General features: G+C 73.8%; 9 protein-coding genes. 1 reads left to right on the top strand and 8 read right to left on the bottom strand.

Annotated elements, in window-relative coordinates:
* Positions 1–93 precede the first annotated feature (93 nt).
* The 8 genes from G6R24_RS01395 to G6R24_RS01355 all read right to left on the bottom strand — a co-directional run bounded on the left by G6R24_RS01395 (position 94) and on the right by G6R24_RS01355 (position 9,082).
* Positions 94–504, bottom strand: coding sequence for a DUF3040 domain-containing protein (locus G6R24_RS01395; RefSeq protein WP_163547342.1), 411 nt, complete (start codon positions 502–504; stop codon positions 94–96).
* Positions 505–652: 148 nt separating this feature from the next.
* Positions 653–1,069, bottom strand: coding sequence for a DinB/UmuC family translesion DNA polymerase (locus G6R24_RS01390; RefSeq protein WP_225437983.1), 417 nt, complete (start codon positions 1,067–1,069; stop codon positions 653–655).
* Positions 1,066–1,854: a methyltransferase domain-containing protein gene (locus G6R24_RS01385; protein ID WP_163547340.1), complete on the bottom strand. Its 789-nt coding sequence runs from the start codon at positions 1,852–1,854 to the stop codon at positions 1,066–1,068. The genes G6R24_RS01390 and G6R24_RS01385 overlap by 4 nt, the downstream gene beginning before the upstream one ends.
* Complete coding sequence (locus G6R24_RS01375; protein ID WP_476695815.1) at positions 1,811–5,455, bottom strand: error-prone DNA polymerase; 3,645 nt, start codon at positions 5,453–5,455, stop codon at positions 1,811–1,813. Before G6R24_RS01375 ends, G6R24_RS01385 begins: the two co-directional genes overlap by 44 nt.
* A complete protein-coding gene (locus tag G6R24_RS01370; protein WP_217451618.1) occupies positions 5,448–7,082 on the bottom strand; it encodes a Y-family DNA polymerase in 1,635 nt (544 codons plus the stop codon). The genes G6R24_RS01375 and G6R24_RS01370 overlap by 8 nt, the downstream gene beginning before the upstream one ends.
* Positions 7,082–7,777 (bottom strand): hypothetical protein, encoded by a 696-nt coding sequence (locus G6R24_RS01365; protein WP_163547338.1) that lies wholly within the window; start codon positions 7,775–7,777, stop codon positions 7,082–7,084. Before G6R24_RS01365 ends, G6R24_RS01370 begins: the two co-directional genes overlap by 1 nt.
* Positions 7,778–7,783: 6 nt before the next feature.
* Positions 7,784–8,317, bottom strand: coding sequence for an SAV_6107 family HEPN domain-containing protein (locus G6R24_RS01360; RefSeq protein WP_225437981.1), 534 nt, complete (start codon positions 8,315–8,317; stop codon positions 7,784–7,786).
* Between the two features lie 108 nt (positions 8,318–8,425).
* On the bottom strand, positions 8,426–9,082 hold the full coding sequence (locus tag G6R24_RS01355; protein WP_225437980.1) for a hypothetical protein: 657 nt from the start codon (positions 9,080–9,082) through the stop codon (positions 8,426–8,428).
* Positions 9,083–9,512: 430 nt separating this feature from the next.
* Between G6R24_RS01355 and G6R24_RS01350 the strand changes: the two genes are divergently transcribed.
* The gene (locus G6R24_RS01350; protein ID WP_163547337.1) at positions 9,513–13,472 is read left to right on the top strand and encodes an AfsR/SARP family transcriptional regulator; all 3,960 of its coding nucleotides are present in this window, start codon (positions 9,513–9,515) and stop codon (positions 13,470–13,472) included.
* The last annotated feature ends 19 nt before the right edge of the window (positions 13,473–13,491 follow it).

The raw sequence follows: 13,491 nt of genomic DNA, 5'->3' as shown, positions 1-13,491 counted from the left end.
CCGAGCGGCCAATGACCACGCCCCGGCCATCGCCGAACCACCCGGACGCCGGCGGCTGTACCGCCGATGTCCGACATGCCACGGAGCGGATGCTCAGGGGCGGTCCTCCCAGCGGCGGCGCCACCGCTCCTCGACGCGCTCCATGAACGGCGCCCTGGTGCGTGGCCGCGACTTCCCGCCGCGCCCACGGGCCGCTGGACGACGCCCGCCGGTCTCCCGACCGCTGATCCGCCGTAGATCGGCGGCTCCGCGCAGGGCGGCGAGCAGCATCATCGCGAACCCGAGGATGCCCAGAATCACCGTGAGCGGCACCTGGTTGAGCACCACGCCGACGACCAGAACCACAAGCCCGAGCAGGAAGACGAACGCACTGCGGCGCACCCGGCGCAACAGGTAGATGCGGGGCTCCGTCGACCTGACTGCGCTGGCGAACTTCGGATCATCCTCGACGAGAGCGCGCTCGATCTGCTCCAGCAGGCGCTGCTCGTTCTCCGAGAGCGGCATCGACGCTCCTCCCACGACCTCAGACCCGCAGTGACGGGTCCGCACAACCAAGAATAGGCATGCCGGGGCGGCGGCGGTAGGCAACCCGTCATGCCGGCCGGAACCGCGCGATTCCCTTCCCTTCCTGCGGTGCCCGCAGCCGCGCCGTTCATGCTTGCTCGCGCCGGCCGGACGCGCCCGACCGGCGCGGCGCCGCGGGCCCGCCAGCCAGCCCTGGCCTGTTGAGCGGCGAAACGGGTCCGAGGACGGCCGCACCGAAGCGCGACCGGGCCCGGTCGGTGACCTGGTCCAGCTCCGCCCAGCTGGCGGAACGCTCACCGAGGCGGAACTGGCTCCCGGACGTCCCGGCCGCCACGAGATTGCCGGCGTGCACACCGAGTAACCGCACCGCCGGGAGCACCACCCCGGTGCGATATCCGTCACCAGACGGCCTCTGGTCGAGGGCGACGGCGGTGGCGTGCACCGTTCGGGTGACGTCGGTGGGCCCGTGCAGGGTCCGGGAGTGGGTCACGGTCCGCAATGGTGCTCTCCCGCGCGGCGCCACCCGCCCCCACGCACCCCTCATTCATGATCATCGATGTGGGGCTGTCGAGCCGGGCGGCGGGCGAGGACGTGCAGGTGGGCGGCGAGATCCCGGTACGACTCGTGCCGGGCGGCGGCGAGTTCCAGGCGGCGCAGGCTCTCGACCACCCGCGGGTCGCTCAGTCGCTCCCCGGGCACCAGATCGGTGAAGATCCGCGCTCCGTGCACATCCGTCACCTCCCCACCGGCCCTGCGCACCAGTGCGACGGCGTCGGCCACGCTGAAACGCCGGGATGGCCGGGGAGCCCGTCCCAGCTCCCCGGTGAACACCGCGAACGCCTCGTCGATCCGCCCGGCGAGCACCCGGTGCAGCACCGCGGCGCCCTGCCCCGCGACCAGCAGGCTGAGCGTCCCACCTGGCCGCAGCACCCGCAGCGCCTGGGCGAGCGCGGCCGCCGGATCGTCCACGACGTCGAGAACCGAGTGGCACAGCAGCACGTCAGCCCGCCCCACCCCGACGAGGTCGCCCAGGTCACCGAGGTCGCCCTGCACCGCGGTGATCTGGTGGCCGAGGCCGCGTTCGGCCGCTCGCAGCCGCAGCGCGGCGAGCGCGTCCGGGGACGGGTCGACAACGATCACCGGATATCCGGCCGCCGCGATCGGTACGGCGAACCCGCCGCTGCCGCCGCCGGCGTCCACGATCAGTGGCCTCGGCACCCCGCAGGTGGACAGCAGGGCCCAGACTCCCGGCCAGATCGCCGCCTGTCGCAGGTCGGCTCCGCTGTCACCGAGGCTGACATCGGATGCCGCCACGAGCTCCTCGATCATGTGTCGACTCCTGCTCGCGGTACGGCGACGGGCTTGCGCGGGACGGCAGGCTTGCGCAGACGGCAGGGTCAGCGGCCGACGGTGAGGCCGATCGCGACGCCCACCGCGAGCCCGCCGATCGACAGGCCCAGGACCGAGAGCCCCCAGGCGTGCCGCAGCACCCGTGCGTTCTGGGAGATCCGCGTGTCCCGGAGGATGCGTACCTCGCGCAGCACCCGTACATCCCGCATCGACGCACTCCCGCCTCGTCACCGACAGCACCCAGATGGCTGACTGATAGTGAGCGATAGTGACACAGCGCGCTGGCCGCCGACATCTGGATCATCGGAAGTCCCGGGACTGGCGGGGAACGGAGACCGACAGCGGCCACATCCGCTCGGCGATCACGTTGACCACGTCCTGCGCCCGTTCGACGCGTCCCCGCACGACAAGGGCGGTCGCGGTCCGTGCCACCGTGCGGTGGCGGGTCCACAGGCCCGGCGAGCAGATCACGTTCACCAGGCCGGTCTCGTCCTCCAGGTTGACGAAGGTGGTCCCGGCGGCGGTCGCGGGACGCTGCCGGTGGGTGACGACGCCGGCGACGAGCACCCGCCGGGCCGGCGAGCACGGCCCGCAGGTCGACGGCGGTGGTCACTCCCCGGGCGGCGAGGCGTTCCCGCAGGAACCGGGTCGGGTAGCCGTCGGTGGTGATCCCGGTCGCCCACAGGTCGGCCACCGACTCCTCGACCTCGGTCATCCCCGGCAGATAGGGCGCGACCGCGCCGATATCGGCGCCGAAGACCATGCCGTCGAGCCGGTCCGGCCGGGCCTGTGCCACCGCGCCCGCCGCCCACAGCGCCTCGCGCCGGGTCAGCCCGAAGCAGCCGAACGCGTCGGCGGTGGCCAGCGCCTCCAGCTGGTCGACGGACACCCCGACCCGACGGACCAGATCGGCCATGTCCGCGTAGGGACCGTCGACCACGCGACGTTCGACGATGCGTTGTGCGAGCGCCTCCCCCACCCGCCGGACCCCGGCGAGCCCCAGCCGGATCCGCGGTGGCTCCCCGGCCAGGCTCGCCTGCGCCGCCGAGGCGTTGAGGTCGGGTCGCAGCACCTCGACCCCGTGCCGGCGGGCGTCGGCGACGAGGCTCTGCGGCGAGTAGAAACCCATCGGTTGCGCGTTGAGCAGCGCGGCGCAGAACACCGCCGGGTAGTAGAGCTTCACCCAGGAGCTGGCGTACACGAGCAGCGCGAAACTCACCGAGTGACTCTCGGGAAACCCGAAGTTCGCGAAGGCGGACAGCTTGGCGTAAAGATCGTCCGCGAGTTCACCGGTGATGCCGCTGGCCGCCATTCCGGCGTAGAGCCGACCCCGTAGCCCTTCGATGCGCCGCGTGGACCGTCTGGCACTCATCGCCCGCCGCAGCTCGTCCGCCTCGGCCGGGGAGAACCCGGCGATGTCGATCGCCATCTGCATGAGCTGTTCCTGGAACAGCGGGACGCCGAGGGTCTTGGCCAGGCTTCGCCGCAGCAGCGGATGCGGGTAGGCCACCTCCTCGGTGCCGTCTCGCCGGCGAAGGTAGGGGTGCACCGAGCCGCCCTGGATCGGGCCGGGGCGGATCAGCGCGACCTCGATCACCAGGTCGTAGAACCGGCGGGGCCGCAGCCGCGGCAGCGTCGCCATCTGCGCGCGGCTCTCCACCTGGAACACCCCGAGGGAGTCGGCCGCGCAGAGCATGTCGTAGACGGCGGGGTCCTCCGGTGGAATGGACGACAGGTCCAGGTCCCGCCCGTGATGGTCGCGGATGAGGTCGAACGCCCTGTGCAGCATCGCGAGCATGCCGAGCCCGAGCAGGTCGAACTTGACCAGGCCGGCGGCCGCGCAGTCGTCCTTGTCCCACTGGATGACGGTGCGCCCGGGCATCCGGGCCCACTCGACCGGCACCACCTCGCCGACCGGCCGGTCACAGATCACCATGCCGCCGGAGTGGATGCCCAGATGTCGGGGGAACCCCTGGAGCTGCTCGGACAGCCCGGCCACGGCGGAGGGGATGTCGTGTTCCCGCTCGGCGCCGCCCTGGGTGGGCAGGGACCACCGGTCCAGCTGACGGGACCAGGCGTCCTGCTGGCCGGCGGAGAACCCCAGGGCCCGGGCCACATCCCGGACCGCCGACCGCGGCCGATAGGTGATCACGTTGGCGACCTGCGCGGCCCGGGAACGCCCGTAGCGCCGGTAGACGTACTGGATCACCTCCTCCCGCCGCCCGGACTCGATGTCCAGGTCGATGTCGGGCGGACCGTCCCGTTCCGGCGCGAGGAACCGCTCGAAGAGCAGACCGTAGGAGACCGCGTCGACCCCGGTGACACCGAGCGCGAAGCAGACCGCCGAGTTGGCCGCCGACCCCCGCCCCTGGCAGAGGATGCGGTGCCGTCGGCAGAACTCCACGATGTCGTGGACGATCAGGAAGTAGCCGGGGAAACCGAGCTGCTCGATCAGGGTCAGTTCGTGGGCGAGCTGCTCGTAGGCGCCGGCGACCCGTTCCCGACCGGGTGGACCGTAACGGCGCGCCGCGCCCTGCATGGTCAGCAGCCGTAGCCAGCTGGCCTCGGTGTGCCCTGGCGGGACGGGGAAGTCGGGCAGTTTCGGTGCGACCAAGTGCAGGTCGAAGGCGCAGGCCGCACCGAGGCGCGCAGCCTGTTCCACCGCGCCGGGGTACCGGGCGAACCGGGCTGCCATCTCCGCGCCCGAACGCAGATGCGCGGTGCCGGCCGCCGGCAGCCAGCCGTCCATCTCCTCGAGACCGCGCCGGGCCCGCACCGCGGCCATCGTCGCGGCGAGCCGGGCCGCGCCGGGCACCGCGTAGTGGACGTTGCCGGTGGCCACCAGAGGCAACCCCGCGGCCTGGGCGAGTTCGGCGAGGGCGTCGTTGCGATCCGACTCGTGTGGATGGCCGTGGTCGGTGATCTCCACAGCCACGTTCTCCCGGCCGAACAGGGCCACCAGTTCGGCCAGGGCGATGCCGGCCGCCGGTGGCCCGCCGCGGGTGAGCGCCCGGGCGACCGTGCCCTTGCGGCAGCCGGTGAGCACCTGCCAGTGGCCACCGGCCGCCTGCGCGCACCGCTCGGGCCGGGCCACCAGCCGGCCTTTCTCCCCGCCGGCCAGGTGGGCGTCGGAGAGCAGACCGGACAGCCGCCGGTAACCCTCGGGATCACGTGCGAGGACGAGCAGATGATCCCCGCCCGGGTCGGCCTCCCCGGCACGGGCGGCACTCGCGTCGAGGGAGATCTCCGCGCCGAACACGGTGGGCAGCCCCACCGCCCGAGCCGCCTCGGCGAACCGGACGACCCCGTAGAGCCCGTCGTGGTCGGTCAGCGCCAACGCGGTGAGCCCGAGCCGCACCGCCTCCTCCACCAGATCCTCGGGCTGACTCGCCCCGTCGAGGAAGCTGAACGCGGAGTGACAGTGCAGCTCCGCGTAGGCCACCTGGGGACCGGCCGGGCCGGGCAGTGCCGTGCTCGGCGGCTGATAGGGCGTGCGTCGACGCGACCAGGCCGGGGCGTCCCCGCCGTCCGGCTCGACCAGCCGAGAGCCTGTCGCCGGCGGGCCACCGGGATCAGTCATAGGAGGCCTCCACCCACCATCGGCCGCCCACCAGGGCGAGCAGGTACCCACCGCCGTCCGCCACCCGCAGCTGGAAGCGGGCCCGGCGTCGCGCCCCCGACTCCCACCACCGTTCGTCGACCGGCCAGGGCCCGGCCCAGCCGGTGACCGCCCGGGGTTGTTCCGCGCCGATCATCAGTCGCGCGGGAGGTGCCGTCACCGTGCAGCGGCCGCTGACCCGCACCCGCTCGCCGGCCTCGTCCAGCACGTCGGCCGCGAGCGCCGGGCGGTGCACCAGGGTCGGGGCGGGCGCCGGCAGCGTCCCGGGCCACGGCCGATCCAGGCCAGCGGCCGCCCGGGGCTCCCCCCAGGGGACCAGCCGAATCCGGTCGGCGGGGTCACGCCCGCCCTCGACGACCGCGGTGAGCACCGCCTGCGGGCCGAGCAGCCCCTGCACCCGGGTGAGGGCGCGCGCGACGCGGGCCGCGGCCGCGCCCGGCTCCCCCCACAGGCCGAGTTGGCGACCCTCGGCTGGCACCAGCCCCACCGGTTCGATCCGCAGCCGCACCAGCCCCGCCTGGATCGCCACCTGACCCTCGGACGCCGATCCAGGTGGCGCGGACAGGGCCGTGCTGGTCAGCCAGCCGTCGAGCTGCCAGCGGACCCGGTCGGTGGTGGCCGCGGCGGACAGCGGGCCGTCGTGGCGCCAGATCCGCGTGTGCCGTTGGCCGCGGTCGGTCTCCGCCTCGATCTGGATGCCGGTGCAGGCGAGCCCGGCGGCGCGCAGTAGTTCGTGGACCTCCTCGGCGAGGCGGCGGGTGGCGAAGGCGGCCTGCTCGACCTGGCCGGCCGGAGGGTCGAAGGCGATGGCGACCCCGAGGTCGACGGGCTGCTCCCGGGGTGTGACGGCCCGGGGGTCGGCGCCGCGGGCGAGGGTGTGCGCCCACGAGCCGGCCGGACCGAACCGCTCAGCGACGTCGGCGGCGGGCAGCGCCGCGAAGCTGCCCAGCGTCTCCAGACCAAGCCGGCGCAGAAGATCGACCAGATCGGCGTCACCCAGCAGCTCCACGGGTAGCGGGGCGAGCAGGGCCGGGGTGCCACCGGGCGCGACGATGGCATCGGTACGCGCGGCGATCTCCGCCGCGAACGGCCCGTCGGCCACGCCGATCCCGACCTCGACCTCGGCTCCGACACCGGCACCGATCTCGGCCCCGGCCTCCGTCGGTGTGCCCGGCCCGGGCCCGGCGGCCTGGCTGACGACGGCAGGCCAGGCCGCGGCCAGGGCCCGGCGGACCTGCTCGACCGCGGCCCGGTCTCCCCCGAAGTACCGGGCGGCGCCACGAGCCGGGACGACACAGGTACCGGCCGCACGCACCTCCACACCGGGGATCACCGTTTCGACGGCGCCCACCACGGGTTCGAAGACACGGGCGGCGCGACCCGGGTCCTGCGCCACGAGGGTGATCTCCGGGCAGCGGGCCTGGGCCTCCCGGCGCCGCTGCCCCGGGCGGACGCCCAGCCGCCGGGCGGCCGGCGTCACCGCCACGATCCGCCCGCTGGCCAGCACCGCGGCGGGCACCCCCGCCGCGAATCCAGCGGCCACGACCGGCCAGTGCGGGTAGTGCACGGCCAGCATCCGCACCGGCATCAGGCCACCCCCGCCGGGCGCAGCGGCACCGCCGCGGCCTCCACACCGGGGGGCCCGGCCTCGGCCAGGCCGGTGCCCGCCAGCCAGCCGCGGCGGGGCCGACGGGCCGCGCCGCGCCCGGATACCTCCACCAGCAGGTGGCCCATCCGCAGGTGGCCGTGCCCGGCGCCGACGCCCTCCCACCGTCGCTCGATCGCGACCAGGCCCAGGTCAGCTCCTTCCCAGGCCCCGACAGCGACCAGGATCGCCCCACGTTCGCGGGCCCGGGCCATCAACCGCCCGCCGGCCGCCCCGGGCGCGGCCGGCGGGCGGACCACCACGACATCCATCGCGTCGAGCAGCGCGGCCACGACCACCGGCCAACGCGGCCCTGGCGCCGGTACGAGGGCGAGCCGCTCCAGCGCGATCCCCGACTCGGCCGCTGCGAGCAGACCGAGTTCGGCGAAGCCCACCACCGCGCACCACCCACCCGCCTGGGAGGGGCCGCGCAGCAGCGTCAGCACCAGAGACGCGGAGCCGGTGACCGTGACCGTCGTCCCTCGACGCAACCCCTCCTCGGGGAGCAGGGCGGCCAGGGCGGGCACCGTCGGCACCAGCCGCTCACCGGCCGGCCCGGCCCGTCGCGCCGGAATCCGGGTGATCTCCCGCAGGGCGGTGAGATTCTGCGGGGCGGCCCGTGCCGCCGGAGCAACCACGGCCGGCTAGGCCCGCGCCGCCGGCCCGCTACCGGCCAGCACCGGTTGGGAGGGCAGCCCCAGCGCCTGCTCCACCGCGCCGAGGAACAGGTGGACCTGACGGATCAGGTCGTCGGCCTCCCGGCGACCCACCACGTTCAACCCGGCCTCGGCCGCGGCCCGGCGCCTGGCGCCCGCCGCGAAGAAGTCAGCCCATTCGGCCAGCTCGGGAGCCACCCGCACGAGCAGGCACCAGGCGCTCAGCGGCCGGCCACGCCGCCCCGGCCGGGGCCGCGCCCGATCGGCCAGCACCGCCGCGGCCGCCCGCAGGGCGGCCAGATGGGCCTGGGCGTACCGCTGCGGGATACAGGTGGCGTACTCGGCCTCGTCGAGACCGTGGCGGGCCGCGGCGAGCAGCTCGTCCCGAGAGCGGTGCGGAAGCCCGGCGGCAGGCAGCAGGGCACGCTCGGGCGCCCCGCCGGCCGGGGACGCCGCGGCGCGCACAGCCTGCGCCCGGACGCCCTCGCCGCCGGGGCCGGCCCCGAAGGACCGACCTGACACCCCGCCCGGATTTCCACGTGGATCGCCGTGTGGTGTCGGCATGACGCCCTCCCCGAAGTCGAACACAAGTTCGAATACGAGAAAAGGTAGCCTCCGCCGGCCGGCCCGTCAAACACCCAGGTGGCGAACGCCTGAGCGAATGTCGACGGACGGGGTAGGCCGCACTTCCAGCAACCGCACGAACCAGCTGAGCACCAGCAGCGCGACCAGGTCGGGCAGCCAGCCCCGCCGTGGGTTCGGGAGATCCCCCCGACCGGTATCCCCCGAACCCACCCGCGCCGGCCCGGCCAGCTCGAGCGCGGCGAAGACGAACGCCGTGCCGTCCATGGCGAACCGGACGATGCTGGCGTCCCGGTAGCCCACCAGGCCGCTCTCGAAGACGCCGCGGGTCGGCTGGAGCCAGCGCAGCGTCGTCCCGTCGGCCAGCAGCACCCGTCCGCCGACCCGCGCCCGGGTGAAGGCGGCCACCGGGTCACGCCCCATCGGCTCGACCAACCGCACCCCCCGTCCGTCCAGGTCACGCTCGAGTACGAAGGGACGTCCCGCGGCCATCAGTTCGACCCGGTCGCGCTCGTCCCAGTCGGCGAGCACGCCGGCCTCGTCCACCTCGAACCACACCTGCCGGACCGCCCGGTTCCCGCCTGGGGCGTTGCGCAGCACCAGCTCGTGCGGCAGGCCGCCGGCCCGCCGGGGCAGCACGCCCACCGGATCATGCTCCGGGGCTCCCGTCGTCGCCCTCGGCGTCGTGCTCCTTGTCGTGGCCATCTGTGCGTCTCACCTCCGCGGCAGGACCGGCCTCCCGGTCGCCCGTCGCCCGTCGTTCGTCGATGTCGTCCGACTCAGTGCACCTCCGGGGGATCAACAGACCGTTCCCCCCACCTCAACCACAAGGGTTGACACTCTGTTGATCGAAGACGGCGACGACAGCGGTGCAGCGACCGGCGGATGCTCGCGAACCCGCCGGCGCGGACCGGATAATCCGTGGTCAGAGCACCGCGCACGCTCCTCGATCGCACACTCGTGACCACCCGGGGCATGCTCACGCGACGGCGGTGACGCGCAGGTGACACCGGTCAGGTCGAATCGGTGGTTGCCGGCTCGCCCCCTCACGGCGCACGCTGCGGTGGATACTCATCGCACGGCGTCGCAGATGATCTCCAGTCGGCGCCAGGTGCGGACTGGACGAGAGGACCCGATGCCCGAACGCGACAGTCTGCGGTTCGCGATCCTTGGTCCGCTGGAGCTCACCGTGGCCGGCGTTCCGCTGGCGATCGGCGGCACCCAGCGCAAGGTGCTGTTGACCGTGCTGCTGCTCGAGGTCGGCCGGGTCGTGCCGACGCACCGGCTGCTGGACGCGATCTGGCGGGAAGCCGCGCCGGAGCGGGCGCAGGGCACGCTGCGCACCCATGTCAGCGAGCTGCGGCGGCGTATCGAGGCCGGCCCCGGTCCCCAGGTCCTGCAGCGTCGAGGCGAGGGGTACATGCTCGACGTCCGCCCGGAGCAGATCGATGCGAACCGGGCCCGCCGGCTGCTGGCGCAGGGTCGGCGGGCGGTGGAGGACGGCGACCCGGTCAGCGCGATCGCCCCGTTGCAGGAGGCCCAGTCGCTGTGGCGCGGGCCGTCACTCGCGGATGTGGCCGACCATCCGTTCGCGCACAGTTATGTCAACGCGCTCACCGAACTGCAGCTGGACGTGACCAAGACCAGGATCGACGCGGACCTGGCGCTGGGCCGCCACCGGGAGCTGCTCGGCGAGCTGAAACTGCAGGTCGACCTGCATCCCACCGACGACGGGCTACGCCGGGAGCTGGCGCTGGCCCTCTACCGCGACGGCCGGGTCGACGACGCCGCCCGGGCCTGCCAGGCGGGACTCGCCGCCCGGCACGAGCTGGGGCTGGAATCCCCGTTGCTGCGCCGGATGCAGGAGGACGTGCTACGCGGAGCACCGTCGCTGGCCTGGACACCACCGCGGTCGCTGAACCGCCCCGTCGTCGTCACGGCACCCGCCCGCGGTGGCAGTTCACTGCCGCCGGACGTCGAGGAGTACACCGGGCGTGACACCCTCCAGGCCGACGCGCTGGCGCTGCTCACGGAGCCCGCGGCGCTCACCCAGGGCACGGTGGCCATCGCCTACGCCGGCAAGGCCGGGACCGGCAAGACCGCCCTGGCCGTCCACATCGCGCATCAGATCCGCGCGCACTTCACCGACGTGCTGTACGTGGACCTGCGCGGCACCAGCCGGCCGCTGGAACCCGTGCTGGTGCTGACCAGGTTCGTCCAGGCACTCGGGGTCAGCCGGGCGGCGGTGCCGACCGACCCCGACGATCTGGTCGAGATGTACCTGCAGCTGCTGTCCACCCGCCAGGCGCTGATCCTGCTGGACAACGCGGCGAACGAGGCGCAGCTGCGGCAGCTGATCCCGTCCGGCCCGGGATGCGCGGTGATCGTCACCAGCCGACCACGGCTGTCCGGGCTGACCATGCCGTGTCGGGTGCTCGACGTGCTGATCCCGGACGACGCGGTGCTGCTGCTGGAGCGAGTCGTCGGGGCCGAGCGGGTGGCCATGGAGGAGAAGGCCGCCCGTGACATCGTCGGGCTGTGCGGCTATCTGCCACTGGCGATCAAGATCGCCGGCCGCAAGCTCGAAGGGCATCCCCACTGGCGACTGTCGCGGATCGTCACCCGCCTGTCGACGGAACGCGATCGGCTGACCTGGTTGGAGCTCGGTGACCTGGAGATCCGGGCGAGCTTCCAGCTCAGCTACGACGGCCGACCGGCGGACGAACAGCGTGCCTTCCGGCTGCTCTCCCTGCCGGGAGTCAGCGACTTCACCGCCTGGGCCGCGGCCGCGGTCCTCGCCCGCGAGGTGAACAAGACCGAGGACCTCGTGGACCAGCTCGCGGACGCACAGCTGCTGGAACGGCGTGGTCCGGACCCCAGCGGCATCGAACGGTACGGCTTCCACGACCTGCTGCGGGTGTTCGCCCGCGAGCTGCTGGCCGAGCACGCGGCCGGCGCGCGGTCGGCGGACGATCCCGAGACGGACGATCCCGAGACGGACCCTCCCGAGGCGGACGGACGGCGCCCGCACCAGCCCGAAGGTGGGGTCGACCGGCGACTCGCCGTCGACGCCGCCCCCACCGGGGGCGTGGTCGCGGGTCCCCTGACCGCGATACCGGTACCTTTGCCAGCCGAACACGCCGCGACACTCGAGCGCTTGCTGTACGCCTATCTGGTGATGCTGCGTACGGCGGTCGCCACCTTCAGCCCCGGCGGGATGCCGGCGTTGCGGCCGACCGCGGCGATCCCGACCCGGATCGCCGACCGCGCCCCGGAAAAGGTCGGCGGCCCCGCGCTCCTCGAGCTGACGCACCGTCCGCTGGTCTGGTTCGCCGCCGAGCGGTCGAACCTGCTCGCGCTGCTGGAACAGGCCGCCACGGCCGGTCTGGACCAGCCGACCTGGCTGCTCGCCGCCGAGGCCGCCGACTTCTACCTGTTCGGGGCGCACTGGTCGGACTGGGACCGTTCGCACGAGCTGGGTCTGGCCGCGGCGCGCCGCGGCGGCGACCGGCAGGCCGAGGCGGAGCTGCTGACCAACCTCGGTGAGCGGGAGATGACACTGGCCTTCGAGGAGGCGTTCTGGCGGCTGGACGCCGCCGGACGCGACCCGGGTGGACAGCCGGCGGTGGCCGTCGACCGGCGGGCGGCCGACCATCTGGCGTTGGCCACCGCACGGTTCTCCCGGGCCCGGGAGAACCTGGCTGGGCTCGGAGCGGACCTCGGGGAGGCACGGGCGGTACGCGGTCTGGGTAGCACCTGTCGCGGCCGGGGCGAGCAGACCAGCGCGTTCGAGCACTTCGAGGCGGCGCTTGACACGATGCGGCGCACCCGTGCCCGCCGCGCCGAGGCGGAGACCCTGGTCAGCCTGGCCATGACGTACGGCGATCGGGGCGACCTCACCGACGCCATCACCTGCCTGACGATGAGCCTGACGATCGCGCGGGACCTGGGCAACCGTCCGCTCCAGGCCCAGGCCCAGCGCCGACTCGGTGATCTCTACCGCTACCAGCACCGGCCCGAGCAGGCGCTGACCGCCTACAACGAGTGCCTGCCGATGCTCGCGGAGCTACCCGACCCGGTCTGGGAACCGCGGGTGCTGGTGCGCCGCGGCGACATCCTGGCCGAACTCGGCGATCAGCCCGCGGCCCGCCGGTCCTGGCAGCAGGCCGTCACCCTGCTGCGCGAACGCGGATCCACCGAGCTGGCCGCGGCCGAACGTCGACTGTCCGCGCCGATGGCCACCGAACCCGCCCAGTTCACCGGCGGACGGCTGCTCGATACCTTCGACCCGGCCGGTTTCACCGCCCGGGTGGCGGGCTCCCGGCGCAGCGTCCGACTGCTGAACACCTGGACGGACCTGGTCATCGCACCGCACCGGGAGATCTTCACCGGCGCCCTGCGGACCGCCGTCGCGGCCGGCGCGATCGTGCAGATCCTGCTGCTCGACCCCGACTCTCCGGCCGCCAACGCCCGCGCCGCCGACCTCGGGCACCGCGTCGACGTCTCGGCACTGATCCGGGCGAACCTGCTGGCGCTGGCCGAGCTGCGGGCCCGGCTCGACCCGGTCGGGCAGGCCCGCCTGGGCGTTCGGCTCTACGCCGAGCAGCCGCTGGCGAGCTACCACCGGTGGGACACCGGCGCGCTGGTGTCGAGCTTCCCGGTCGGGGTCTCCTCGTCCGCGGCGACCCAGCACGAGGCGACGATCTCCTCCACCCTCGTCCAGTTCGTCGAGCAGTACTTCGACCGGATGTGGGGCCCGACGGGCAGCGTCCCGTTGGACGACTACCTGCGGGTGACGCTGCGGGTGTCCTCGACCGACGCCGACCCGCTCGAGGTGCGCTGCGCCTACGTCCGCGTGGACGACGCCGTCTACCTGCACTGTCCCGAGCTGCACGCGCTGCTGCACGGCGGCGGCCCCGACGATCTGGTGGCCACGCTGCCCACGGTCGGCACCCATCCGCTGGGCGCCGAGGGGCACTGGCGGGTGGTGCCCCTGCGGGACAACGACGGTGCCGACACGGTGGGCGCCGCCTTCACCCGCAAGTACGGCACCCCCCACGAAGCCCTGCTGTGCCTGACCTCGATGCGCAGGTGAACATCACTGTGTGTCGGTA

Origin of the sequence: Candidatus Frankia nodulisporulans (assembly GCF_902806475.1) — a bacterium.
In the GTDB taxonomy this organism is placed as follows: Bacteria; Actinomycetota; Actinomycetes; order Frankiales; family Frankiaceae; genus Frankia; species Frankia umida.
Note: the sequence above shows the minus strand (reverse complement) of the source record. Positions and strands in the feature narration are given on the sequence as shown.